Raw genomic sequence first — 24,112 nt, 5'->3', positions numbered from 1 at the left:
GCATCAAACATTTCTCAAGCATTAAACACCACAAAGTGATTGATGAGTATAGAGATTTGAAAACTTTTTGTAAATATTTACAAAAAGACCTTCCCATTACGCAAAAAGCTTAGTATAGTGGCGCTCTCTTTCGACGGGTCGCTAGTATCAACTTCCTCCCTCCTTGAATAGATCTAGTGGCTCGTCGATTGTTTGTTTTTTTGTTTTTGGGCTAAGACTAAATATTCACCTAGTAATGAATCAAGAATAAGTTGCGTCAGTCAGTACCTCTCCCCTTGCGGGATTGCTCGTGCAGCTTAAGCTGCGCGGGTGAGGGGGTGTAATTGAAGCTCAACTTATTTCTGAATTATTACCTAATATACCCAAAAATGCTCACCTTACCCTGAGCATCAGTCGAAGCGATGGACTGAGCATCAGCCAAAGTGGATACACTTCATAGAGGCTTCGACTTACGCTCAGCCAACGCTTACATAATCAAAGTGGGCAGGGGAATACAGCTTGTGGAAATTTTGTAATGGCAATACTTAGTGTTCTCTTGTAGCCAGAAATTGAATATCTGGATTACGCTCTTCAGCCATTTGCAGGTTAACACGTGTTGTTGCTAAATAGGTCAAATAATCACCACCATCTAACGCCAGATTGTCTGCATATTTACTTTTAAATTGCTCCAACTTTTTCTTGTCATTGGACTCTATCCAACGAGAAGCGACAACATTGACCTGCTCATAACTGCATTTAACACCATATTCATTCTCCAAACGATGTGCGACAACATCAAACTGTAGCACACCAATCGCGCCAAGAATCAAATCATTATTGTTCAACGGTCTAAAGACTTGAGTTGCACCTTCCTCAGATAGTTGAATTAACCCTTTCAAAAGCGCCTTCATTTTCAATGGATCATTTAAACGCACACGTCTAAAAAGCTCAGGGGCAAAATTAGGGATACCCGTAAATTTAAGTATTTCGCCTTGCGTGAATGTGTCACCAATTTGAATCGTACCATGATTATGCAAACCGATAATATCTCCAGGATAAGCCTCCTCTAAGGATTCACGCTCGCCTGCCACAAAAGTCAAAGCATTAGCAATCTGCACTTGTTTATTCATGCGCACATGCTGTAACTTCATGCCTTTTGTATATTTTCCAGAGCAAATTCTAAAAAACGCCATACGATCACGATGTTGTGGATCCATATTCGCTTGAATTTTAAAAACAAAACCGGTTAATGGCTCTTCACTTGCAACGACTTCACGCACATCAGTCGTTCTTGGTGTTGGCGATGGGGCGCATTCAGTAAAGGTGTCTAACATCTCTTTAATACCAAAATTACTCAATGCCGTACCAAAAAACACGGGGGTCAGCTCGCCACGTCGATATTTCTCAAGATCAAACTCATGACTTGCCCCTTTGACAAGCTCAACCTCTTCTCTTAACTCAGCTGCCAAATAACCAATCCTATCATCTAATTCACTATTATTTAGCCCTTTGATTACTTGATAGTTATGAATATGATGCCCATGTCCTGTTTCAAATAAAATCACTTCATCATTATATAGATGATAAACCCCTTTAAATTCCTTACCCGAAGCAATTGGCCAAGTCATTGGTGCGCATTGGATATTAAGGACATCTTCAACCTCATCCATTAATTCCATTGGATCACGTGTATCACGATCAAACTTATTGATAAAGGTTATAATCGGTGTTGTTCTCAAACGGCATACTTCCATTAACTTAATGGTGCGCGCCTCAACCCCTTTAACGCCGTCAATTACCATCAAGGCCGAATCAACTGCGGTTAATGTGCGATAAGTATCTTCTGAGAAGTCCTCGTGCCCTGGGGTGTCTAATAGATTAACCACACAATCATTATAGGGAAACTGCATTACGGATGTGGTTACCGAAATACCACGCTGTTTTTCAAGCTCCATCCAGTCAGATGTTGCATGACGACCTGATTTTTTGCCTTTCACCGTGCCTGCCAATTGAATCAGATTTCCAAATAACAGCATCTTTTCCGTTAATGTGGTTTTTCCGGCATCCGGATGCGAAATAATCGCAAATGTACGTCGCTTATTTAGCGCCTGTAGAAATTCAGACATCATTTTTCCTCAAAAAAATTCAAAAAAATTAAATTCAAAAATACTTTGCTCTTGCAAAAGAGCAAAGCCTACCTGTTTTACGGATAAATGTAAAAACTTTATGAAAAAATTAATGCTTTAAAGACTACATTGGCAAATGACCTTTTCTTACAATCACTAGCAGAATATTATGCAAAGTTAACGTTGATGTTCAATGATTTTATCCACTTCGGTAAAACTTATTTTCTTAACACCAAAAGGCATGCCGATCATCACATGCTCAGCAGATATATGCTTAAGCACCCCAACATAACGAATATTATGTGATTTCACGGTCACAATACTTTGTTTATTATACATATCAAACAACCATCGCTTGGTCTTATCATCTATTTGCATGATTGTCTCCTTCATACATAAGATATCAATGTCGTATTTATACCCATCACAAACCACTTTGCAAATAAACACCGCAAAATGATTTACGATGGATATACAACGAAAAGATATCCCGTAAGCTTGAATACCAACTTACTTTTTTGTTTTCTCTCTTAATCTTGATAATGATAGATAGGAACTGACTAAAATACAATATTCAAAAAAGCAACTTTAGCCGAAAACAATAGTCAACATCAAACCCCACTATGGAAACGAAATTCAGTATCAGGCGACTCTATCAGCAGCTTCTCCACAGTAGAAAAGCGCTTAATATGGTGATTGATGTCATCTGTGGCAAATTGTTGTGCAAATTTAAGATAAATCGTGAAGTGGCGCTGTTCTGATGCCAATAATCCCAAATAAAATTTCTCTAGTTCCTCATCTAGAAAAGGGGCAATAGCACCAAAGCGCTCACACGATCTAGCTTCGATAAAAGCGCCAATAATCAACGTATCTACCAAACGCCCTTCTTCCGAGGTGCGCATGTGTTTTTTTAGCTCTTTGACATAACGCGACTCTGATAATAAACGATACTCAATATTACGTTTTTTAAGAATACCTAGCACCTGCTCAAAATGTACCAACTCTTCACGGGCAATCTTTGACATTCTGAGCAGAAGCTCTGGATACTCAGTTGACTTGCGATACATAAAGCTAATAGCAGCAGAGGCAGCCTTTTTCTCACAATGTGCATGATCTAACAATAGGATATCAATGGATTTAAGCGCTTTATCTATCCACGCTTTAGGCGTCTTACATGGCAAAAACGTATCAATCGTTGTTTGATTAAAATAATTCATTCTAAAAACTTACACTACATTTTATTTTAACTCTAGGCTTATACTCCCTTCGACTTACGCTTAGGGAACTTGGCATCATCGCTAGGCATAATCTCATTTTATTCTTGGTTGTGCATATCAACAGCACCTAAGTTCGATGAATTATTTTCCGCTTGTTGTTTGCGATGCTTTAACAATGCTTCAAAATAATGCTCATCAATGCCACCGGTAACATATTTGCCATCAAATACTGAAGTGTCAAAATGCTGTAGGTGTGGCGCTTGTTTGCGCACAGCTGCAACTAAATCATCCGTCGTCAGATAAAACAAATGATCAACCCCAATCCACTGGCGAATTTCATCAATACCACGATTGTGCCCGATAAGCTCATCATGCGTTGGCATATCGATACCATAAACATTAGGGTATTTAACCACAGGAGCAGTCGATACGATTGATACCTTGCGTGCACCCGCTTTTCTTGCCATCTCAACAATCAACTTTGAGGTATTACCGCGTACAATGGAGTCATCAACCAAAAGCACATGTTTGCCTTTAAATTCATGATCAATGGTATTTAGCTTTTTACGAATAGATTTCTGACGTGCCGCCTGATTAGGCATGATAAACGTGCGTCCAACATAACGGTTTTTGACAAAACCCTCACGATATGGAACATCTAAGACACGTGACAAAGGCAATGCCGCATGGCGCCCTGAATCAGGTACCGGAATGACCACATCAATATCATGCTCTGGCAATTCAGTTAAGATGTTTTTACCGGCAATACGCCCCATCTCCAAACGTGCACTATAAACAGACGCGCCATCGATCACAGAATCTGGACGCGCTAAATAAACATATTCAAAAATGCACGGTGACAAACTGGCACTGGGAGCACATACTTTACGCATAAGTTCTCCGTCAAGTGAGATAAAGATAGCCTCACCCGCACCGAGATCCCCTATAACCTCATAACCATCACAGTCTAAAGCAACGGTTTCAGACGCAACCATATATTCTTTTTTACCATTGATTTCCTTTACACCCAACACTAAAGGACGAATGCCATGAGCATCTCGAAAAGCAAATAAACCAGCACCTGCAATCACACCAACAACGGCATAGCCACCAATACAGCGCTGATAAAGCTTAGTTAATGCATTAAAAAAGATATCCGTTGAAAAATTGGTGAGTGATACTTCCGCTTTGTGCAACTCTGAGGCTAATACATTAAGTAAAAGCTCCGAGTCCGAGCTCGTATTGATATGACGAAAATCGTGCTCAAGCAACTCTTTGCGAATTTGTGGGGTATTAATCAAGTTTCCATTATGCGCTAAGGCAATGCCATAAGGTGAGTTGACATAAAAAGGCTGTGATTCAAAAACACTATCTGATCCTGCAGTTGGATAACGCACATGGCCAATGCCTAAATTGCCTTGTAAACGCTCCATATGACGCGTGCGAATTGCTTCAACAACAAGTCCTTTATCTTTACGCAATGACATATGATAGCCATCACAGGTCAAAATACCTGCAGCATCTTGTCCACGATGCTGCAACATCGTCAATGCATCAAATAGCTTTTGATTTGCAGGCTCATGCCCAATAATCCCAACAACACCGCACATAATTATTCATCTTCTTGCTGTTTTAAGACCGCGCCATTTTATACTACTGGTATATTCATCACAAACCATTTTGCAGTATTTCTTGTTTTCAAACTTAGTAATGAAGCAGGAATTAATGGCACTAATTTAATAAGTAGCTTGTAAATATAGGCTTTACAACGAAGTTAAATCAATCATCCCTGACAAAATGGATTGCCACGCATCCATGCTTGCAATGACTCCCTCTGACTTGTCATCCGTAAGCAAAGTCGAAGCCATTATACGTTTATTGTTTGCATACTCACCCTTCGACTCACGCTCAGGGTACGATAAATACTCATACTCAGGGTGTGATCAATATTTTTTGGACGAATTGTTCAAACCTAACCAATTTTTTAAAAGACTTTTACGCTATTTCTTTTTATCATAGAACCACATTTTATTTTTACCTTTAATGGAAACTACATGAACATTATTCTTCTAGGTCCACCAGGGGCTGGCAAAGGCACACAAGCAAAGCGCATTGAAACAAAATTTAACATTCCACAGATCTCAACCGGTGATATGTTGCGAGCCGCGATTAAATCAGGCTCTGAAACCGGTATTAAACTGAAAAAAATTCTTGATGCCGGCGAGCTTGTTTCTGATGACTTTATTATGCAAATCGTTAAAGAGCGCCTATCACAAGCTGATTGCGACAATGGTTTTATGCTTGATGGCGTGCCACGCACACTAGGACAAGCTGACGCCTTTAAAAAGCTTGGTATTAATATCGACTTTATTATTGAGATCACTTTAGATGACGATATCATTATCAAACGCATGTCAGGTCGCAGAATCCATGAGCCATCAGGGCGCACCTATCACGTTGATAATAACCCACCAAAAGTTACTGGCAAAGACGATCAAACCGGTGAAGACTTGATTCAACGCGAAGATGACAAAGAAGAAACCGTTAAAAATCGTTTAAATGTCTATCATGCACAAACTGCGCCTTTGATTAAATACTACCAGCATTTTGATACAACTGGCACTAAGCTTAAAAAGCCAACTTATGTTCAAATTGATGGCAATCAAAGTGTTGATACGGTAACTAAAAAAATTTTTGACGTGCTAAGTCCTCAAAAACAAGCAACAAGTCCAAGACAAAGTTCCCACCCAATACGACGACAATATCGCGAAGCCTCTGAAACAATTACAAACTCCGATGATGATGTTTCACAAAGTGAACGAGAAGATGATCATCATGGCCTACAACGAGGGCTTAGATAAATGCTTTGCCAATGGTGCTGGTAGAGCATATTCCTTTATATTATCTTTGTTAACCCAACAAGCATCATCAATTATTACTTTCTGTGTTAATTGATAGACTTTGATATCATAATACAGCTCAATATGCGTAAATATATGCTTTTGTTCTTCACATAGCATATGACTATATTCACCGATACTTAACGCAGTTTCTGGTAATGAATACAACCCACCCCAAATGCCTTTGTTTGGTTTTTTGATCAATAACAATTCATCTTGATATTGATAAAGATGAAATACCGCTGACTGAATAGCTTTTGCAACCTTTATTTTCTTTCGCGGATATTGATCAACGCGCTCACTGGCAAAGCTCAAACAAATATTTTGCAGTGGACAAAGTCCACACTTTGGCTTAGTGCGTGTACAAACTGTTGCACCCAAATCCATTTGTGCTTGTGTATAATTTTGCGTTTTGTCTTTTAGCATAAGCTCATGCGCCAACTGCCATAGTTTTTTCTCAATCGCTGCATCTGACAACACTTCATCAATCGCAAATATGCGTGCAAATACGCGCTTAACATTACCATCCATAATCGGTGTTGCTTGATTAAATGCAATCGATAAGATCGCATGCGCGGTTGATCTACCGATTCCAGGTAGCGCTAATAAATCATCAACATTATTAGGCATTACACCATTATATTTCTCATATACAATTTGTGCTGTTTTGTGCAGGTTTCTAGCACGCGCATAATAGCCAAGCCCTGCCCAGTACTGCATTACCTCATCTTGATTTGCTTGTGCTAGATCACTGATATGCGGAAATTTATCAATAAACTTGAGAAAGTATGGAACAACGGTTTTGACTTGTGTTTGTTGCAACATAATCTCAGACAACCACACATGATAAGGGTTAAACTCGCCCTGCCACGGTAAGTCATGACGCCCATTCTGGCTAAACCACGCCAGTAAAGCGCTTTGATAATGTGAAATATTAAAATGAAGTTTAATCTCAGTCATATTGAACTAATGAGTCAATAAATATATCTGTTGGCATTTTCTCACGTCCATTGAGCCCATTAAGTTCAATCACAAATACAGAACCTAACACAGTAGCACCTGCTTTTCTAACCAAATCAACACAAGCACTCGCTGTACCCCCTGTTGCTAACAAATCATCCACTAACAACACTTGATCATTGTTAGAAAAAGCATCCTGATGCACTTCTAATCTATCAATACCATACTCCAACTCATACTCACAGGTATGCACCGCACGCGGCAGCTTACCAGGCTTACGAATGGGTACAAAACCAATGGATAAGTGCTTTGCTAATGCCACACCAAAGATAAAGCCACGACTCTCAGGTCCTGCGATAATTGTCGGCTTTAAGCCCTTTTCTTTAATGCGTTTCGCCATAATCATTGCCGTTTGCGTTAAGCCATCGGCATCTGCCAATAATGGCGTGATATCACGAAATAAAATACCCGGTTTTGGAAAATCAGGCACCGCGGTAATTAAAGATTTAATTGTTGTAATGCTCATTATTTTAAAAGAATTTTCTCAGCTATAGTTGCGCACATAGTAGCACGTTGGCGCGAATGTTGTCATTTAAAAATCCAGCTTGCTACATTCGCGAGCGGAAAGGTGATTATGATGCACAAGGCAGATTAAACCAGCAAAATGATTTACGATGGGTATGGCTTAACGCTACAATAGCCAATATTTTAATTTTATAACTTTGCGGGCTTTGTTATGTTATCGATGAAACTTAAAAAGACTTCATATATTGTTACGCTATCTATTGGCTGTTTAGGCTTACTGTCTGCTGCTGATTTTCAATGTAGTGAGAAATTATTAAGCGCTCCAATTACGCCATTTAAAACCAAGCAAACGCTTAATTTCACGAATTGGGCAGATTATATGTCACCGGATCTTATCCCATGCTTTAGTGGTTTATCTAATACCCGTGTACGTTTAAGCTATACCACTGATGATAATATGACACGCGCCAAAGTAATGACTGGCGCCTCTGGATTTGATGTCATTGAGCAAGGCGCGCTTTATCTACCAAGTGAAATCAAATCACACGCGCTCATTAAGCTTGATAAAAGCAAATTACCCAACTGGGTACATCGTAATAAAGCAATTTACGACAAGATTTCTGAGATTAATGATCCAGGTAACAATTATGCGATTGTTTACAGCTATGGTACAACAGGCATTGCCTATAATGTCAAAGAAGTTGCCAAAGTCTTTGGACACCCTGTTGTGCCCAATGGATGGAAGTATTTATTCGATCCAAAATATCTTAAGACGCTATCTAAATGCGGTGTTTCAATGCTTGATGAACCAGAACAAATATTTGGTAATTATTTTTATTATGCAGGTATCAACCCTAATACCACGGATAAGGCAGACTACGAGAAAGCAGCGCTGTATCTGATTAAAAATGTACGTCCATATGTTAAGTATTTTGATAGCAACAAATATCAAAATGACTTCACCGCAGGCAATTTATGTGTTGTCATGGGCTATTCAGGTGATGTTGTGCGTTCGGTTGAACGCGCCAAGCAAATTAATCCAGATCAAGTTTTAAAATATGTCTTGCCAAAGGAAGGGACAAATATTTGGTTCGATATGTTAATGATTCCTAAAGGTGCCAAAAACCTTGATGCTGCCTATGCTTTTTTAAACTTCAATATGGATCCTTATGTTGCGGCAATGAATAGCAACTATATTTATCAACCCAATGGCGTTGTTGATAACAGCCAATATTTAAATGATCTATTTAAAGACCCTAACGTCAATCCAACAGAAGCAATGATTAAGAAAATGTATGTGTTGAACATGCATCCACCTAAGTTACAAGCTTTTGTCTCTAAAATGTGGATGTATGTCAAATATGGCATTAAATTCACACCAAAGTATTATCATCCTGATAAAAATAACTAAGCCAACTCAGTTGTTATAGCTTCTGAATAAACAGGGAATTTAGCGCAGAGTGCCACAACTTTTTGTTTGATTTCCTGCTCTTTTGCTTCATTGCCAAGATCATCGATAATGTCGCACATCCAATGCGCAATTTGTGCACACTCATCTTCTTTGAAACCACGCGTGGTAATCGCAGGTGTGCCGATACGTAAACCACTGGTGACAAAAGGAGAGCGTGGGTCGTTTGGTACCGAGTTTTTATTCACAGTGATATTTGCGCGCCCTAAAGCGGCTTCAACATCTTTGCCTGTGATATCTTTGCTGATTAAATCAATTAAAATCAAATGGTTCTCAGTGCCCTTTGAGACAACATCAACACCTCGCGACATCAACACTTCTGCCATCTTTTTAGCATTTTTCACCACTTGTCGCTGATAAGTCTTAAACTCAGGTTGCAATGCTTCTTTAAAAGCAACGGCTTTAGCAGCAATAACATGCATCAATGGGCCGCCTTGCGTGCCGGGAAAAACAATTGATTGGAACTTCTTCTCAAGTTCTGGATTTGATCTAGCCAGAATAATACCCCCACGTGGACCACGCAATGTCTTGTGTGTCGTACTAGTTACTACATCAGCGAAGGGCACTGGATTTGGATAAACGCCTGCAGCAATTAATCCTGCAACATGCGCCATATCAACCATCAAATAAGCACCTACTTCATCGGCGATTTTTCTAAAGCGCGCCCAATCAACAATCCCTGAAAATGCTGAGAATCCAGCAATGATCATCTTTGGCTTATGCTCTTTTGCTAAACGCGCCACTTCAGCATAATCAATATCACCGGTTAATGGATCTAAACCATATTGAATCGCATTAAATAATTTACCTGAGAAGCTCACCTTAGCGCCATGCGTCAAATGCCCACCATGCGCTAAAGACATGCCAAGCACCGTATCTCCAGGTTGCAGAAGTGCAAAATAAACAGCCGCATTTGCTTGTGAGCCCGAGTGCGGCTGCACATTGGCATAATCTGCACCAAACAGTTCTTTCAAACGATTTACCGCTAATTCCTCAGCGATATCAACATATTCGCAACCACCATAATAACGCTTACCGGCGTAGCCCTCAGCATATTTATTGGTAAGTTGCGAGCCTTGCGCTTCCATCACAGCGGGACTGGCGTAATTCTCTGAAGCAATCAACTCAATATGTTCTTGCTGACGCTTATTTTCATTTTCAATAGCTTGAAATAATTCCGGATCAAATTGAGCAACGGTAACGCGGCGATCAAACATCGATGTATCCTCCAAGATAAGGTTATATAACTTAGGAATTTGGTGTATCATTCTACACATCATTATTACAAAATCCTATTGAAAAACGGCAATGACTGAAGAATATTACCAAGATCATAGCAGTGATGATTCTATCGAAGAAAAAAGTCGCACAAAAGTTAAAAAAGAAGCCCACGATATCACCGACTTCGGTAAGAAATTGACTGAATTAAGTGAAGAACGCATAAAGAAAATGCCCTTAGATGACAAAATTATTGATGAAATCATCAAGGCAAAATCGATGCAACGCATCGCCTTAAAACGTCAGCTGCAATACATTGGTAAACTGATGCGCAATGCTGATCTTAGCGAAGCTTATGCCACTTACGATGGTTATACTCAAAAAAATCAGGTTGAAATTGCTAAAATGCATCGTTTAGAGCAATTGCGTGATGCGCTTATTAATGAGCATACGATGAAAGCGACACTTAATAAGCTAATGAATGATCACCCGCATACTGATACACAGCAATTACGCCAACTGATTCGCAATCATCACAAAGAAGTATTACGGCAGAACCCTGGCAAATCCTATCGCCAGATTTTTCAATTATTAAAAGAAACACTAGGTTAAGTAATGCAAAAGCGCTTTATCTATGCTTTTTGGATTGTCATCTTTATTCTTATCACCTATCTTGCGCATTCTTATTTACAACATCAAGAAAACGTAAATCTAACACCAACATCGCAACAAAACACGTTTGAAAAAACAGTTGTTTTAAATGCCTACAATCATCACTATGTCAGCTTTGGCTTTATTAATAGCGTTAGCGTCAAATTTTTGGTCGACACAGGGGCAAGCTCCGTCTCTATTCCTGAGCATATTGCCAAACAAATTGGATTAAAGAAAGGCTTGGGTTATAGCGTCAGTACCGCTAATGGTAATATCACTGTTTATCAGACGATGATTGATCAATTGCGTATTGGCAATATCACATTGAGCAATGTTCGCGCCAGCATCAATCCTCAAGCTGATGATGATTTCATTCTTTTAGGTATGAGTGCATTAAAACAACTGGAGATGATTCAAAAGAACAACACGCTAATTTTAAAGCAGAAAATTTAACAAATTGTATAGTGACCATTTACATTCCTTATTTATTTCGTATACTTCCAATATACAAAATAAAACTTGCCACTTATGATAAAGTCATTCAAGCACAAAGGCTTAAAACAACTTTGGGAAAAAGGTAGCACAAAAGGCATTCAGCCCAAACATGCCGATAAACTGCTGAGCCTTTTGACTGCTTTGGATCATATCAGTAATGAGCAAGAAATTATAACTTTGTTTTATCGATTAAGACCTCACCAACTCCATGGCAAGACAAGACCATGGGCATTAGATGTTAATGGCAATTGGCGCTTAACATTTGAGTTAGTAGATGGTGATATTTATATCGTTGACTATAGAGACTATCACTAAAACCTGGAGCATGAAAATGAGCAAACATACACAACACCCTGGCATTGTATTTAAAAGTCTTGTGATTGAGGAGGACAAAGACCTCAACATCTCAAAAGTAGCAGACATGCTAGGAATTACTCGTGTTGCGTTATCTCGAGTGGTTAATGGCAAAGCAAGCCTTACACCGGATCTAGCTGCACGTATTGAAAAAGTTTTTAATATCAGCTCAGCACTAATGTTAAAAATACAGGCATCATATGATAGTCAAAAAGCGACTAAAAAACTGGAAAGCTTGGAACTGACACCTTACCAACCAGCATTCAATCAACCTATTTAGAAACTTAGCTAATACGCATTCCGGGAATTGCCCCTTGATCGGGTTCTAGTAGATATAGTGAATCACCATCACCTGCACATAACACCATTCCTTCTGACAGTCCAAAACGCATCTTGCGTGGCGCCAAATTTGCGACCATTACCGTATATTTTCCTACAAGACTCTCTGGATTATAAGCTGCTTTTATCCCTGAAAACACTTGTCTTTGCTCTTCTCCCAGATCAAGCTTTAAACGCAATAGTTTATTAGAACCCTCGACATGATCAGCTTCAACAATTTGCGCCACACGTAAATCCACTTTGAAGAAATCATCGATTTTGATTTCATCAGCAATGTTTAAACTATTTTCCACTGCAGCCTCAGGGACGGCCTCTGTTAGTTGCTCTGCTTCTAATTGCATCTTTTTTGTTTCCTCAATAATTAATTCAATTTTTTCTGACTCAACACGTGCAATCAATGGCTTGAACACATTGATCTTATGTCCCAACAATACGTTTGGAATCTCAGCCCATTGCAATTGATTAATATTTAAAAAATGCTCGGCTTTTAGTACCAAATCAGGCATTACTGGTTTTAAATAACCAATAATGATTTTAAAAAGGTTGATCGCTAGACTGCAAACCTCGTGCACCGTTTGCGCTTGACCTTCTTCTTTAATCAGCTGCCAAGGCTTATAGCTGTCAACATATTGATTCGCCTGATCAGCAAGATTCATAATGACACGTAACGCTTGGGCAAAGTCACGCTTCTCAAAAAGCGTTGTAATTTCCTCATGTGCTGCATGAAAGCGTTCAATCAGCTCCTGATCATGAATATGCTCAGATAACATGCCATCAAAACGCTTATTGATAAAGCCCGCGCAACGACTGGCAATATTCACGACTTTACCCACCACATCTGAGTTCACCTTTTGCACAAAGTCTTCAAGATTCAAATCGATGTCATCAATCCTAGGGGTTAATTTACTGGCAAAATAATAGCGTAAATAGTCAGCTTTTAAATGATTTAGATAAGTTCTTGCTGCAATAAACGTACCACGTGATTTTGACATTTTCTTGCCATTAACTGTCAAAAATCCGTTAGCGAAAACGCCTGTAGGCGTACGATAATCTACGGCATTTAGAATTGCCGGCCAGAAAAGCGCATGAAAATAAATAATATCCTTGCCAATAAAGTGATAAAGCTCCGCCTTGCTTTCTTGACGCCAGTAAGCTTCAAAGTCAATGCCTGCGCGATTGCATAAGTCTTTAAAGCTTGCAATATAACCCATCGGCGCATCAAGCCAGACATAGAAAAACTTCTTATCATCCGTACCCGGAATTGGAAAACCAAAATAGGGTGCATCACGTGAGATATCCCAATCTTGCAAACCTGACTCAAACCATTCCTTGAGTTTATTCTGCACCTCGGGTTGCAATGCTTTGTTGTGCTTCATCCACTTTTGAATATCTTCACTTAATTCACTGATCTTAAAAAAGAAATGCTCACTGTTTTTTTGAATCGGTGTTTCACCACTAACCACAGACTTTGGATTAATCAAGTCCGTTGGCGAATAGGTTGCACCACAGACCTCACAGCTATCACCATATTGATCTTCTGCCTTACATTTAGGACAAGTCCCTTTGACAAAACGATCCGGCAAAAACATCTCAGCCTTTGGATCATAAGCTTGCGCAATTTCACGCGTGCTAATCAGGTCATTTGCTTTAAGCTTTAAATAAATATCTTCAACAACCTCCTGATTCAGTGGATGATGTGTAGAATGATAGTTATCAAACTCAACCTCAAAGTCAATAAAGTCATCACGATGCGATTGCGACATTTGCTCAACCAGTTTTTCAGGTTTAACCCCTTCTTTTTTTGCTTTAAGCATAATTGGCGTGCCATGCGTATCACTACCGCAAACAAAGTGGCATTGATTGCCACGCATTTTTTGGAACCTCACCCAGATATCTGATTGAATATAGCCAAGCATATGTCCTAAATGCAAATGACCATTAGCATATGGCAATGCATTGGTGACTAGAATGTTTCTCATATAAATTGTATAGAATACTGAAAGTGTTGGTGATTATATACCAGTTGCACGGTATTTTACAGACTTGTTGATACGCATAATCAATTTAATGCTTTGTGCCAAAATCATAATGTTCATGATTATTTGCAGTGTTCAAAATGCTTTGCCTATTTACACTATCTAGGTTTATTATGGCAAACCAATTTAAGCATAAACAACTCTTTAGTAAACAATGTACTTTCTTATTGATAAAGCCATCGTCTTTCAAATCCTTTATGTGATTGGGATCACTGCTGAAAGCATGTCCGGCACGATTTCTGCCGGTAGAAAAAACATGGATATTTTTGGAATTGTCACGATTGCAACCATTACCGCGCTAGGTGGTGGTACGGTGCGTGATGTTCTTTTAGGGTATTACCCATTAACTTGGGTGATGTATCCTGAGTATATTCTGGTGACTTTTATTGCCTCTATCTTAGCTATTTTTATCGCGCGCCACATTGTTAAGCGTCATAAATTTTTCTTAATTGTTGATGCTTTAGGGCTTGTAACTTTTGCTTATCTGGGCAGTGACATTGGCTATAGTGTCGCGCAACACGCGGTAAACAATGACCATTTTATGGTTTATGGCAGTTTCATCATTGCCATATTAATGGCAATTATTACAGGTGTATCTGGCGGGGTGTTGCGTGATGTATTGTGTAATGATGTGCCTTTGGTTTTTCAGGCTGAGCTCTATGCGCTTGTCGCAGCATTAGTTGGCATACTCCACGCATTAACACTATATTTCAAAATAGATAATCTCATCAGTGCACTGATTATTATCGCAATAGGCTTCACCCTTAGGTTATGCGCCATATATAAAAACTGGCACTTACCTAAAGTTAAATATTTTTCCTAATCAAACTAGACACCCATACGCTTACGTGCCATCTCAGACTGATGGTTACAGAATTTTTTATAGCCTTCTGCAAACCTTGCCCACTTTGAAGTATTTGTCGTGCTTGATATACTCATTCTTTATGCTCCTTGACTTATTTGTATTATTGCTTATCGACAGGTGAACATTAATCACTCGCCACAGCTTTGATTGAATTTTACACTCATGTTTGCACAATGCACGTTTCATCAAAGTATTTGACCGTATTATTTTTGATACATGGACAGCAAGAATGCATATTCCCAAAAACATGCTTAACTGGTAAGTGTATTTTATAAAACACATCAAGCTGACTGGAGAAATCAATGCATTTGCGCAATTATGCACATAAACTTAAAACTATCGTCTTTTTTAGCCAGTGTATTATTTGTCAACAAATAACCAACAAAGGACTTTGCAATAACTGCCAAAAAGCACTCACCAAAGAATCTCATAGCCATAAACGCCAACAACTAATAATTAATGGTCAGCCTGTAATTTTCTATGCGTTAAATCACTTTGAAGGCTTAACACGCAAACTGCTGTTTTTATTTAAATATCAAAATAGTCATATTGCGGGTAATGCTTTGGGACTATATCTCTCAGCAAGCTTTAAACGTTTACATTCACTTGCTGATGTTGATTATATCTTGCCCGTGCCAAGTCATCGCTTGCGGTTTTTGGTGCGCGGCTTTAATCAAGCAGAAATTTTGGCTAAACATTTAGCCTCAGCTCATCACATTGTTGATCTAAGCTCAGTAAAGCGCCACAAGTATACTAAACCACAAGCTAAATCAAGCTATGAACAACGACAACGTCAAATGCATCATGTTTTTAAGCAAAAACACGCAATTACATCTAAACATCTTTTAATTATTGATGATGTCTATACGACAGGCGCGACACTCAAGGCACTTATCGAGTGTATTCAAAGCTTTTCAGGAAATCATATTGATAAAATAAGTGTATTAACACTTTGTCACGCGTGATTATGTCTTAATAATTCACGAACTTTTGAACGAATCACATCGATGGCAATTTTATTCTTGCCACCATGCGGCACGATAATATCAGCATAACGTTTAGAAGGTTCAATAAACTGTAAAAACATCGGCCGCACTGTTTCTAAATACTGCGTCACTACGCTATCGACTGTCCTACCACGTTCCTTTTGATCACGCACCAAACGACGGATAAAGGATACATCCATTGGGGTATCCATAAAAATTTTAATATCCATAAGCTTTCGTATATTCTCATCAGTAAACAGCATGATCCCTTCTAGAATCAAAATGCTCGTCTGCGCACTAATCGGCAGAGTTTGACCTTTCACCCGACTATGTGTTGCATAATCATACAATGGCACTTCAATATTTTGACCGGCAATAAGTGACTCTAAATGCTCTTTTAATAAATTGTGTTCAAAGGCATCTGGATGGTCATAGTTTAACTTGTCTAACTGTATTTTTGATAAATGACTATTATCACGATAGTAATGATCCTCAGATAATACCGTCACTCTTGCGGATTCTAAATCCTCAAGCTCCTCAACAATCGTATTAGATAATAAACTTTTTCCAGAACCAGAACCGCCGACAACACCAATGATGACAATATTTTTATTACTTTGCATCCGAATACATGATTTGATGAGTTTGTGACATTCTAGCGACTTTTCTAAAAAAAGCAGTAAAATTCTTTGACCTTTATGTCACTTGTAAACCATTTCGCAGTATTTCTAAGCAGCTGCTAAAGCTTATACTTCAATAATTAGCTAAGCTATGAACTGATTAAAACTGTTTTAATATTAGCAAGCTCACGCAGCGCCTCTAATGAACACTCCCTGCCATAGCCTGATTGCTTGACACCACCAAATGGTAGCGCTGGATGCGAGGCAACACATTGATTAATAAAACACATGCCCGCTTCAATGCGCTTTTCTGCTACTTCTTTGGCATACTCAATATCTTTGGTAAAAATCGCACTACCTAAGCCATACTTCGAGTTATTTGCAAGCTCAATTGCTTCTTCATCATTGTTTGAATAGCTAATCGTAATTACCGGACCAAATAACTCCTCTTGAAATGCCAACATCGATGGTGTGACATCGGTAAGTACGGTTGGAGCGTAGTAAAAACCTTGTGTATTATCTATTTCAAGGAACGTTCCTCCAGTCAGTAGCTTGGCACCTTGCGCAATACTTGTTTCAATTTGGTGATGCAAGTTATCACGTAAATCAGTCCTTGCCATTGGTCCCATCGTTGTATTCTCTGCTAACGGGTCGCCAACAATAATCTTGCTAATGGTATTAAGTACTGCTGTTTCAAATGCCACTTTAATAGATTTATCAACAATCAATCGCTTTGGTGAAATACACACCTGACCACTATTGAGCATTCTGACATGAACTATTTCTTTAGCAACTGTCTCAACATCGACATCTTTGCGAATAATATAGGCATCGGATCCACCTAGCTCCAGCACAGTTTTTTTGCAAACTTCTCCGGCTTGCTTGGCAACAATGCTGCCGGCGCGATTGCTACCGGTGAGTGTTACTGCGGCAATATCACGATGTTTAATAATATGCTCAGAATGTGCAAGATCAATCACCACATTGCTTAATATTAGTTGTCCTATTGCTTGCGTAAATAGTGATTCAATTGCACACGCTGAGCCAATGACATTTTCCGCATGCTTTAATACGATACCATTGCCAATTAAGATATTAGGAATCGCGGCACGAAACACCTGCCAAAAAGGAAAGTTCCACGGCATAATCATATAGATAACACCAAGCGGCGCAAATACACGCTCAGCATTTAGGCCTGGATAGTCGATTTTTTGCGGGCTTAACATTGCCACCGCATGTTCTGCATAATAGTCACACAAAAAAGCACACTTTTTAATTTCAGCAATACTTTCCTTCAGTGTTTTGCCCATTTCATTCGTGATTAAACGCGCATATTGATCAATATTTTGCAATAGCAGTGATTTGATTCTTTCGACACTTTCAATACGCTGATCAATCGCGTGATTTCGCCATAATGATTGTGCATTTTTCACTTTTTCAATTGTTTGATCTATTTCAGGTAAAGTAAACACTTGATAGGTATTTAAGCGCTGACCATTACTTGGATTAATCGTTTGATATTCCTTTTTCACATTATTCTCCTTCGTTTTAAATAAGCATCGTGACGGCAACAAACAACATCATTGCAATATAGATAATTTGTAAATATTTATGTGAAATGAGTGCGGTTACTTTAACACCAACATTAACGCCAATCACGCTGGGAATAAGCGCCACTGAAAAAAATACCAAATTCAAATAGCCAACACTATAAGGTGGTAAATTATTAGCATGCCAACCAAAGAGCACAAAAAAGCCAGACATCACTAAACATAAAACCATGGTAATGACCGTTGATGTACCGATTGCTTTACGAATATCTAAACCACATTTCGTTAGAAATGGGACAAAGAAAACCGATACACCTGAAAGCATCGTACACATTCCAGCTAGAAATGCGCTAATTGCTTTTAGTGGCAGTGGTGCCTTCCATACTTTCAGCACGACTTTGAGCTTGCGCCACATCCAAACTGCCATAACAATAACAATCAGTGCAAAGATAACCTTTAAGTCATTACTACTAATCGCTGTCATTAGAAACACACCTAAGACACCACCTAAAAGCACACTAACCATTGCCCAACGCAAGGTGTGATAACAGATTTGTTTATATCTATGCTGTTTAAAGCTTGCAAAGAAACCCAATAGAACACTCGAAGTAACGCCCGAGGCAATCGCAACTTGCATTAAGTGATCACTTGACGGATAGGCATATTGCATCAATAAATAAAAGCCAGGGACATTAATAAGACCAGCACCGCCACCAAATACACCTGATACAAAACCGGCCAAAAGTGCTACCAAACAAATAAGTACAATTAGTAAAGTCAAACTCAATTTATACACTCTCTTAACATTACAAACACCAATAGTGATGTTTTGTTTAAAGAGCAATATTACTTAGGCATACGCTTGTATACAAGCAAGAGCTTGCTAAATTCCCAAAAATCTCTAGCTGCGGTATATTAGATTAAGCAATTCTCTATTTATGACAAAATTACCTTTGATATTTTCAAAACTTGCTCAAGGCATGCTTTTGGGCATATTTCTATCTTCTCTGCATTGCGCGATTGGAAGTCCATTGAGCGTATTTGAAAGGTTAGTACACTACCCTTAGTTTTACACTTATCAGGGAGTGTTACTTCAAATTTATTCCCTCGCTCAATGCTTGTTATTGGAGCGACAAAAGCAAAGCCAGTATGCTCATTAAAAACAGCTTTTGTTAACACTAAAGCAGGTCTACGCTTCATTATTTCACGTCCAGAGCTTGGATCAAAATCAAGCCAGATAATATCGCCTTGATTTGGAATGTATTTTTTCAAGACTCTTTCCCTTTAGGTTTGTCTTGCATCCATTCTTTATCTTCAGCTAAAAGCTTAAAACTTTCTTTTGGACTTTCAGCAAGCATTTGCTCCAAGTTTAATTCCTCAACTCTGGGAGTTAAAATGATTTTGCTATCTTCAACATGAATATCTAGTTTATCTCCAGTGTGAAGGTTAAGCATTTGAAGTATCTTTTTGGGAATACTTACAATATTGGCGCCGCCTGATTGTCTAAGTGGTAGTGATGACATTTGGATACTCCTGCTTTTAAATTATACAAAAGTATAACACCGGAAAGCGAAAAATATAATACTTAGTTCGATTAATTAATCATTAAGATAATTAGAATGCTCCAACGAAGGCTCTTCTCTTAGGGTCGATCATTAGTCTACTGCGATAGCTATTTATTACGGAATTTAATACGACCTTTGGTTAAGTCATAAGGTGTCATCTCAACAGTAACTTTATCCCCTGTCAAAATACGAATATAGTTCTTCCGCATTTTCCCTGAAATATGTGCCGTAACAATATGCCCATTCTCAAGTTCAACGCGAAACATGGTATTTGGTAATGTCTCAACTACCGTACCGTCTAATTCAATACAATCTTCTTTTGCCATTGCTTGTTTAAATCTCTCTATATCTTCAACTTCAGCACTTTTATAAGCACCCAATAAAATAAGCGTGTGAATCATGCACTATTTTAAAGAAATATTCAACACCTAGTGTTGATCTATTGAAACTTTTCGAGATTTAATTGCTCTAGCGATCCGCTAATCTCTAATCGCACCACTGGCTTTAATCGCCTTGTAAGCTGCTGATAGATATAACCACATTGAATAAACCGTTAAGATAACGGCAATATATAACAACACAAATCCTAAAATAACCCAGATATTTCCTAGGTCTTTTGGTTTTAATAATAAAATAAAAATTGCCGCCATTTGTGCTGCTGTTTTTACTTTACCGACAAAAGAAACTTTAACCACTGAGCGTTGCCCTATTTCTGCCATCCATTCACGTAATGCTGAGACAATAATCTCACGGCAAATAATAATAATCGCAGGTAACGCCACCCACGGATAAGGATAAAGTGCAATCAAAAGCCCAAGCGCTGTAGCCACCATTAACTTATCAGCAACTGGATCTAAGAAGGCACCAAGCTTTGTTGTCTGTTGAAAGTAACGAGCGAGAAAGCCATCTAACCAATCAGTTAGTGCTGCTAATAAAAATAAAGTCGCACTAACCCCATGATGATGCGGAAAAGGAACATAAAATGCCACAACCAAAAAAGGAATAAGCAATATCCGTAGCATGGTTAATATATTTGGTACTGTCCAGATCATCTTTGTTATAATCCTTTTATTGACTAACGCAGTTAGTGTAACAAAGCACCTAGCTTGCGACAAGTTTGTTTATACCCCAGTATGCCCAAAACCACCTACACCGCGTGTGGTTTGACCACCAAATTCTTCAACCGCAACAAAGTTTGCTTGAATCACAGGAACAATCACCAATTGTGCAAAACGCATTAACGGTTCAATTGTAATCACATCATTTGATCGGTTCCAACAAGAAACCATCAACTCCCCTTGATAATCCGAATCAATCAAGCCAACGCTATTACCTAAGATAAGTCCTTTTTTATGCCCCAAGCCAGATCGCGGCAAAATCATGCCTGCAAATCCCGCATTGGCAATGTGAATCGCAATGCCTGTTGGTACCAACTCACATTGCCCTGAACTTAACTGAATATCTTGCTCAATCGCTGCGTGCAGATCAATCGCGGCTGAACCTTTTGTACCATACTCTGGAATTGCAGCAAAAATTTCAGGTCGTAATAATTTTAATTCAATCGTTGTTTGACTCATCTCACCACCTACAGTTGTTCGACAAATCGATCAAAAAGCCATGCTGTGTCAACCGGACCTGGCCCCGCCTCAGGATGGAATTGTACCGATGAGTATGGCAACTCTTTGTGCTTAATCCCTTGAATGGTATTGTCATTAAGATTTCTAAACCAGACTTCCCAATTCTCAGGCATGGTTGCTTCATCTACTGCAAAGCCGTGGTTTTGTGAGGTTAAATAACTGCGATTACTTCCTTCTAACAAGCACGGATGGTTCTGCGCGCGATGCCCAAATTTAAGCTTATAAGTTTTAGCACCAATCGCAATACCCATGATTTGCGACCCTAAACAAATCCCAAAAATAGGTTTTTGTGGCGCTTTATCCATCGCTTCTTTTAATACATTAGCAGTGGTTTGACAACGCGCAGGATCCCCTGGACCATTAGATATAAACACACCATCATAAGACTCTTTGGTGTAATCATAATCATAAGGCACACGCTTCAAAGTCAAATTAGAATACTCACACAAATAACGCCAAATATTTGCCTTCATACCACAATCCACAACAATCACCGTTTTCTCGCCTTGTCCATGTGTTAGCGGCTCATCAATCGTCACTTCCGAAACTAAATCAAGATCGCTAATATTGGGATATTTTTTCGGCAGATCCTTACCAACGACGATGGCGCCTGAAACAACACCATGATGACGCAAGACTTTAGTTAAGGCACGTGTGTCAATATCAGCAATGATTGGGGTATTATATTTTTCACACCATGCTTGCAATGATGACTCACCTTGGACTCGCGCATAGAAGTGAGCTAACTCTGAAACAATAATGCCCGCAGCATGAATCTGATCCGACTCCCAATGCTTTTGATTTTCAACACCGTAATTACCAATCATAGGATAAGTAAAACAGACAATTTGCCCCTTATATGATGGGTCAGTTAATACTTCTGTGTACCCTACCATACCGGTATTGAACACAATCTCTCCGTAATTAATGCCTTTAACCCATGTTGGCACTTTGCCCTCGAACACTTCCCCGGTCTGTAAAACAAGCTTTGCTGGAATCATGAAAAAATCACCTTGATTGAAGTTGATCTATTCTATGAGATGAGTCTTCAGATTGCAAACTCAGTGCACTAATTTTTAGACATCCTTAGGCATTTTGCTTTCTAGCGAAGTACATCACTAAAGAGATAATGATTAACACGATACAAGCGATTGCTGAAACTTTGGTAATCGCACCAAACACATTATAGTAATTACTGGCACTTTTAATTAAGAAATCTCCCGCAGCTTTGACCGTTTCGACACTTGTTAATGTCGCAATTTCTGCTGCGGCATAGTTCGCAATAGATCCCGTTATCAACATATAAAGACCTGCCAGAAAGCCAACCGATCCTCCGGGGTTTAGGCGTGTAATCTCAGATAAAGCAACAGGGTCAACAAACAGCTCAGCAAAACCAATAACTGCCATACCAACAACCACCCACATCATTGAAGCATGCCCATCTGTGGTCGCTGCAATTTTTGCACCCATCATAATCATAAAGAAGCCAAAAGTTAGAAACAATAAGCCAAAGGTGATTTTAAACAGCGCGCTTAACCTAACGCCTGCTTTAATCAACCAATACCAAACTTGTGACATAATCACGCCACCGATTAAAATGGCAAATGGATTAATTGATTGAAATGCTGCCGCTGGAATGGTAAACCCATCAAAGTCACGAACAACATTGCGTTCAATAAACAAGCTAATCGAGCTCCCGCCTTGTTGATCAAATGCCCAAAAAATCAAACCAAATATCATAAAAAAGCAAATTGCCAACAGTGATCTTTTATCTTTTCCATCAAGCTTAATAAATAAGAAAAACAAGAAATACAGGCTGACGATAACACATGCCAACAATATCCAACCGGCAAACAAATAATACAAAGCAAAGCTAAAAAATACCGCAGAAACTACGATTAATAACACCGTAATTGGCAGCACTTTGATGCTTAATATCCCTTTTTCCTTTAATGCGCTCCACTGCGGATCATTACCTGCAACAAAGTGCCTACGCCCTGTTATGAAGATCACCAAGCCAATCGCCATGCCAATGGCAGCTAACAAGAAGCCATAATGCCAACCCCATGCTTGTGCTGCCCATGCGCATAAAATCGGTGAAATAAAAGACCCAATGTTGCCGCCAACATACATTAATGCAAAACCACTATCGCGCTTAGTATGCTCTCTTGAGTATGTCGCCCCCAAAAGACAAGATACATTGGTTTTAAATAACCCATAACCACATATGATCAATGCTAAACCAAAATACAAGCCACCACCATTTAACCCAAGCACTAAGTGCCCTGCAACCATGGTTGCAGCACCTAACAAGGTCGACCAATAATAGCCTAAATAGCGATCTGCAATGACGCCACCGACGATAGGTGTGACATAGACAAGTGCGGTGTAAGCACCATATAGTGCATAGGCATGGTTGTCGGTAAATAAAAGTTTTTGTGTTAGGTAAAGCACCAATAGCGCACGCATACCATAGTAACTAAAATACTCCCAAACGTTCAGTGCGATGGCATAATAAAGTGACTTAGGTTGCGTCTCAATTTGAGTCATATAAATTCCCTGATAACCATGTAAAGAAATAAGCATATCAGAGATTTAATAAAAAACTATTAAAATGATGG

25 protein-coding genes and 1 pseudogene are annotated in these 24,112 nt (G+C 39.0%); 8 read left to right on the top strand and 18 right to left on the bottom strand.

Annotated features, from left to right (window positions below; translation table 11 throughout):
- Positions 1-524 precede the first annotated feature (524 nt).
- From ACZ5V8_RS03590 to purF, 4 genes are all read right to left on the bottom strand, one after another.
- Positions 525-2,105, bottom strand: coding sequence for a peptide chain release factor 3 (locus tag ACZ5V8_RS03590; RefSeq protein ID WP_464218710.1), 1,581 nt, complete (start codon positions 2,103-2,105; stop codon positions 525-527).
- Positions 2,106-2,282: 177 nt separating this feature from the next.
- A complete protein-coding gene (locus ACZ5V8_RS03585) occupies positions 2,283-2,483 on the bottom strand; it encodes a hypothetical protein (RefSeq protein ID WP_440615265.1) in 201 nt (66 codons plus the stop codon).
- 233 nt (positions 2,484-2,716) lie between these two features.
- Positions 2,717-3,322 (bottom strand): MiaE family protein, encoded by a 606-nt coding sequence (locus ACZ5V8_RS03580; RefSeq protein ID WP_464218381.1) that lies wholly within the window; start codon positions 3,320-3,322, stop codon positions 2,717-2,719.
- A 98-nt stretch (positions 3,323-3,420) separates the two neighbouring features.
- On the bottom strand, positions 3,421-4,932 hold the full coding sequence (purF, locus tag ACZ5V8_RS03575; RefSeq protein WP_464218380.1) for an amidophosphoribosyltransferase: 1,512 nt from the start codon (positions 4,930-4,932) through the stop codon (positions 3,421-3,423).
- A gap of 444 nt (positions 4,933-5,376) precedes the next feature.
- Here purF and adk point away from each other — a divergent pair.
- Positions 5,377-6,030: pseudogene (gene adk, locus ACZ5V8_RS03570) on the top strand (adenylate kinase); the annotation flags it as partial.
- A 132-nt stretch (positions 6,031-6,162) separates the two neighbouring features.
- On the opposite strand, the gene mutY reads toward adk, so the two are convergent.
- Both mutY and ACZ5V8_RS03560 read right to left on the bottom strand, forming a co-directional pair.
- Entirely contained in the window at positions 6,163-7,182 is a 1,020-nt protein-coding gene (gene mutY / locus ACZ5V8_RS03565; protein WP_464218379.1) for an A/G-specific adenine glycosylase, read from the bottom strand.
- Positions 7,175-7,708, bottom strand: coding sequence for an adenine phosphoribosyltransferase (locus ACZ5V8_RS03560; RefSeq protein ID WP_464218378.1), 534 nt, complete (start codon positions 7,706-7,708; stop codon positions 7,175-7,177). The genes mutY and ACZ5V8_RS03560 overlap by 8 nt, the downstream gene beginning before the upstream one ends.
- Before the next feature lie 210 nt (positions 7,709-7,918).
- Here ACZ5V8_RS03560 and ACZ5V8_RS03555 point away from each other — a divergent pair, with 210 nt between their 5' ends.
- A complete protein-coding gene (locus tag ACZ5V8_RS03555) occupies positions 7,919-9,118 on the top strand; it encodes a polyamine ABC transporter substrate-binding protein (RefSeq protein WP_464218377.1) in 1,200 nt (399 codons plus the stop codon).
- Here the strand turns inward: ACZ5V8_RS03555 and glyA are convergent.
- The gene (gene glyA / locus ACZ5V8_RS03550; protein ID WP_464218709.1) at positions 9,115-10,392 is read right to left on the bottom strand and encodes a serine hydroxymethyltransferase; all 1,278 of its coding nucleotides are present in this window, start codon (positions 10,390-10,392) and stop codon (positions 9,115-9,117) included. The genes ACZ5V8_RS03555 and glyA overlap by 4 nt on opposite strands.
- Positions 10,393-10,483: 91 nt before the next feature.
- Here glyA and yjgA point away from each other — a divergent pair, with 91 nt between their 5' ends.
- The 4 genes from yjgA (at position 10,484) to ACZ5V8_RS03530 (ending at position 12,173) form a co-directional block, all read left to right on the top strand.
- Complete coding sequence (yjgA, locus tag ACZ5V8_RS03545) at positions 10,484-11,005, top strand: ribosome biogenesis factor YjgA (RefSeq protein ID WP_464218376.1); 522 nt, start codon at positions 10,484-10,486, stop codon at positions 11,003-11,005.
- A 3-nt stretch (positions 11,006-11,008) separates the two neighbouring features.
- Positions 11,009-11,497: a retropepsin-like aspartic protease family protein gene (locus ACZ5V8_RS03540; protein WP_464218375.1), complete on the top strand. Its 489-nt coding sequence runs from the start codon at positions 11,009-11,011 to the stop codon at positions 11,495-11,497.
- Between the two features lie 75 nt (positions 11,498-11,572).
- Positions 11,573-11,854, top strand: coding sequence for a type II toxin-antitoxin system RelE/ParE family toxin (locus ACZ5V8_RS03535; RefSeq protein WP_440615274.1), 282 nt, complete (start codon positions 11,573-11,575; stop codon positions 11,852-11,854).
- Between the two features lie 16 nt (positions 11,855-11,870).
- The gene (locus ACZ5V8_RS03530; protein ID WP_440615275.1) at positions 11,871-12,173 is read left to right on the top strand and encodes a HigA family addiction module antitoxin; all 303 of its coding nucleotides are present in this window, start codon (positions 11,871-11,873) and stop codon (positions 12,171-12,173) included.
- 4 nt (positions 12,174-12,177) lie between these two features.
- Here ACZ5V8_RS03530 and metG read toward each other — a convergent pair whose 3' ends face one another.
- Positions 12,178-14,211: a methionine--tRNA ligase gene (gene metG, locus ACZ5V8_RS03525; RefSeq protein WP_464218374.1), complete on the bottom strand. Its 2,034-nt coding sequence runs from the start codon at positions 14,209-14,211 to the stop codon at positions 12,178-12,180.
- Between the two features lie 211 nt (positions 14,212-14,422).
- Between metG and ACZ5V8_RS03520 the strand changes: the two genes are divergently transcribed.
- Positions 14,423-15,091, top strand: a complete 669-nt coding sequence (locus ACZ5V8_RS03520) for a trimeric intracellular cation channel family protein (protein ID WP_464218373.1) — start codon at positions 14,423-14,425, stop codon at positions 15,089-15,091.
- 344 nt (positions 15,092-15,435) lie between these two features.
- A complete protein-coding gene (locus ACZ5V8_RS03515; protein WP_464218372.1) occupies positions 15,436-16,098 on the top strand; it encodes a ComF family protein in 663 nt (220 codons plus the stop codon).
- Here ACZ5V8_RS03515 and udk read toward each other — a convergent pair.
- From udk to ACZ5V8_RS03465, 10 genes are all read right to left on the bottom strand, one after another.
- Positions 16,089-16,742, bottom strand: coding sequence for a uridine kinase (gene udk / locus ACZ5V8_RS03510; protein ID WP_464218371.1), 654 nt, complete (start codon positions 16,740-16,742; stop codon positions 16,089-16,091). The two genes, ACZ5V8_RS03515 and udk, sit on opposite strands and share 10 nt — an antisense overlap.
- Positions 16,743-16,888: 146 nt before the next feature.
- On the bottom strand, positions 16,889-18,271 hold the full coding sequence (locus ACZ5V8_RS03505) for an NAD-dependent succinate-semialdehyde dehydrogenase (protein WP_464218370.1): 1,383 nt from the start codon (positions 18,269-18,271) through the stop codon (positions 16,889-16,891).
- 16 nt (positions 18,272-18,287) lie between these two features.
- A complete protein-coding gene (locus ACZ5V8_RS03500) occupies positions 18,288-19,085 on the bottom strand; it encodes a sulfite exporter TauE/SafE family protein (protein WP_440615281.1) in 798 nt (265 codons plus the stop codon).
- 140 nt (positions 19,086-19,225) lie between these two features.
- Positions 19,226-19,561, bottom strand: a complete 336-nt coding sequence (locus ACZ5V8_RS03495) for a type II toxin-antitoxin system PemK/MazF family toxin (protein ID WP_464218369.1) — start codon at positions 19,559-19,561, stop codon at positions 19,226-19,228.
- Complete coding sequence (locus ACZ5V8_RS03490; protein WP_464218368.1) at positions 19,558-19,812, bottom strand: AbrB/MazE/SpoVT family DNA-binding domain-containing protein; 255 nt, start codon at positions 19,810-19,812, stop codon at positions 19,558-19,560. Before ACZ5V8_RS03490 ends, ACZ5V8_RS03495 begins: the two co-directional genes overlap by 4 nt.
- 149 nt (positions 19,813-19,961) lie before the next feature.
- Complete coding sequence (gene infA / locus ACZ5V8_RS03485) at positions 19,962-20,180, bottom strand: translation initiation factor IF-1 (protein WP_440615329.1); 219 nt, start codon at positions 20,178-20,180, stop codon at positions 19,962-19,964.
- 153 nt (positions 20,181-20,333) lie between these two features.
- Positions 20,334-20,906: a CDP-diacylglycerol--glycerol-3-phosphate 3-phosphatidyltransferase gene (pgsA, locus tag ACZ5V8_RS03480; RefSeq protein ID WP_440615282.1), complete on the bottom strand. Its 573-nt coding sequence runs from the start codon at positions 20,904-20,906 to the stop codon at positions 20,334-20,336.
- Positions 20,907-20,975: 69 nt separating this feature from the next.
- Positions 20,976-21,431 (bottom strand): dUTP diphosphatase, encoded by a 456-nt coding sequence (gene dut, locus ACZ5V8_RS03475; RefSeq protein WP_464218367.1) that lies wholly within the window; start codon positions 21,429-21,431, stop codon positions 20,976-20,978.
- A gap of 8 nt (positions 21,432-21,439) precedes the next feature.
- Positions 21,440-22,492, bottom strand: coding sequence for a glutamine-hydrolyzing carbamoyl-phosphate synthase small subunit (gene carA, locus ACZ5V8_RS03470; protein ID WP_464218366.1), 1,053 nt, complete (start codon positions 22,490-22,492; stop codon positions 21,440-21,442).
- Between the two features lie 85 nt (positions 22,493-22,577).
- On the bottom strand, positions 22,578-24,041 hold the full coding sequence (locus ACZ5V8_RS03465) for a peptide MFS transporter (protein ID WP_464218365.1): 1,464 nt from the start codon (positions 24,039-24,041) through the stop codon (positions 22,578-22,580).
- Between the last annotated feature and the right edge of the window lie 71 nt (positions 24,042-24,112).

Source organism: Cysteiniphilum sp. GTC20157, assembly GCF_055396795.1.
This window is presented reverse-complemented; position numbering and strand designations above follow the sequence as displayed.

What these genes read in the sequence shown, in the direction of transcription:
- dut (WP_464218367.1), bottom strand. Translation starts at nt 21,431, where the DNA reads ATGAGTCAAACAACGATTGAATTAAAATTATTACGACCTGAAATTTTT.
- ACZ5V8_RS03530 (WP_440615275.1), top strand. Translation starts at nt 11,871, where the DNA reads ATGAGCAAACATACACAACACCCTGGCATTGTATTTAAAAGTCTTGTG.
- ACZ5V8_RS03555 (WP_464218377.1), top strand. Translation starts at nt 7,919, where the DNA reads ATGTTATCGATGAAACTTAAAAAGACTTCATATATTGTTACGCTATCT.
- ACZ5V8_RS03590 (WP_464218710.1), bottom strand. Translation starts at nt 2,105, where the DNA reads ATGTCTGAATTTCTACAGGCGCTAAATAAGCGACGTACATTTGCGATT.
- ACZ5V8_RS03515 (WP_464218372.1), top strand. Translation starts at nt 15,436, where the DNA reads ATGCATTTGCGCAATTATGCACATAAACTTAAAACTATCGTCTTTTTT.
- ACZ5V8_RS03560 (WP_464218378.1), bottom strand. Translation starts at nt 7,708, where the DNA reads ATGAGCATTACAACAATTAAATCTTTAATTACCGCGGTGCCTGATTTT.
- mutY (WP_464218379.1), bottom strand. Translation starts at nt 7,182, where the DNA reads ATGACTGAGATTAAACTTCATTTTAATATTTCACATTATCAAAGCGCT.
- ACZ5V8_RS03580 (WP_464218381.1), bottom strand. Translation starts at nt 3,322, where the DNA reads ATGAATTATTTTAATCAAACAACGATTGATACGTTTTTGCCATGTAAG.
- ACZ5V8_RS03540 (WP_464218375.1), top strand. Translation starts at nt 11,009, where the DNA reads ATGCAAAAGCGCTTTATCTATGCTTTTTGGATTGTCATCTTTATTCTT.
- ACZ5V8_RS03490 (WP_464218368.1), bottom strand. Translation starts at nt 19,812, where the DNA reads ATGTCATCACTACCACTTAGACAATCAGGCGGCGCCAATATTGTAAGT.
- purF (WP_464218380.1), bottom strand. Translation starts at nt 4,932, where the DNA reads ATGTGCGGTGTTGTTGGGATTATTGGGCATGAGCCTGCAAATCAAAAG.
- pgsA (WP_440615282.1), bottom strand. Translation starts at nt 20,906, where the DNA reads ATGATCTGGACAGTACCAAATATATTAACCATGCTACGGATATTGCTT.
- ACZ5V8_RS03520 (WP_464218373.1), top strand. Translation starts at nt 14,423, where the DNA reads ATGTACTTTCTTATTGATAAAGCCATCGTCTTTCAAATCCTTTATGTG.
- ACZ5V8_RS03465 (WP_464218365.1), bottom strand. Translation starts at nt 24,041, where the DNA reads ATGACTCAAATTGAGACGCAACCTAAGTCACTTTATTATGCCATCGCA.
- glyA (WP_464218709.1), bottom strand. Translation starts at nt 10,392, where the DNA reads ATGTTTGATCGCCGCGTTACCGTTGCTCAATTTGATCCGGAATTATTT.
- infA (WP_440615329.1), bottom strand. Translation starts at nt 20,180, where the DNA reads ATGGCAAAAGAAGATTGTATTGAATTAGACGGTACGGTAGTTGAGACA.
- carA (WP_464218366.1), bottom strand. Translation starts at nt 22,492, where the DNA reads ATGATTCCAGCAAAGCTTGTTTTACAGACCGGGGAAGTGTTCGAGGGC.
- yjgA (WP_464218376.1), top strand. Translation starts at nt 10,484, where the DNA reads ATGACTGAAGAATATTACCAAGATCATAGCAGTGATGATTCTATCGAA.
- udk (WP_464218371.1), bottom strand. Translation starts at nt 16,742, where the DNA reads ATGCAAAGTAATAAAAATATTGTCATCATTGGTGTTGTCGGCGGTTCT.
- metG (WP_464218374.1), bottom strand. Translation starts at nt 14,211, where the DNA reads ATGAGAAACATTCTAGTCACCAATGCATTGCCATATGCTAATGGTCAT.
- ACZ5V8_RS03585 (WP_440615265.1), bottom strand. Translation starts at nt 2,483, where the DNA reads ATGCAAATAGATGATAAGACCAAGCGATGGTTGTTTGATATGTATAAT.
- ACZ5V8_RS03535 (WP_440615274.1), top strand. Translation starts at nt 11,573, where the DNA reads ATGATAAAGTCATTCAAGCACAAAGGCTTAAAACAACTTTGGGAAAAA.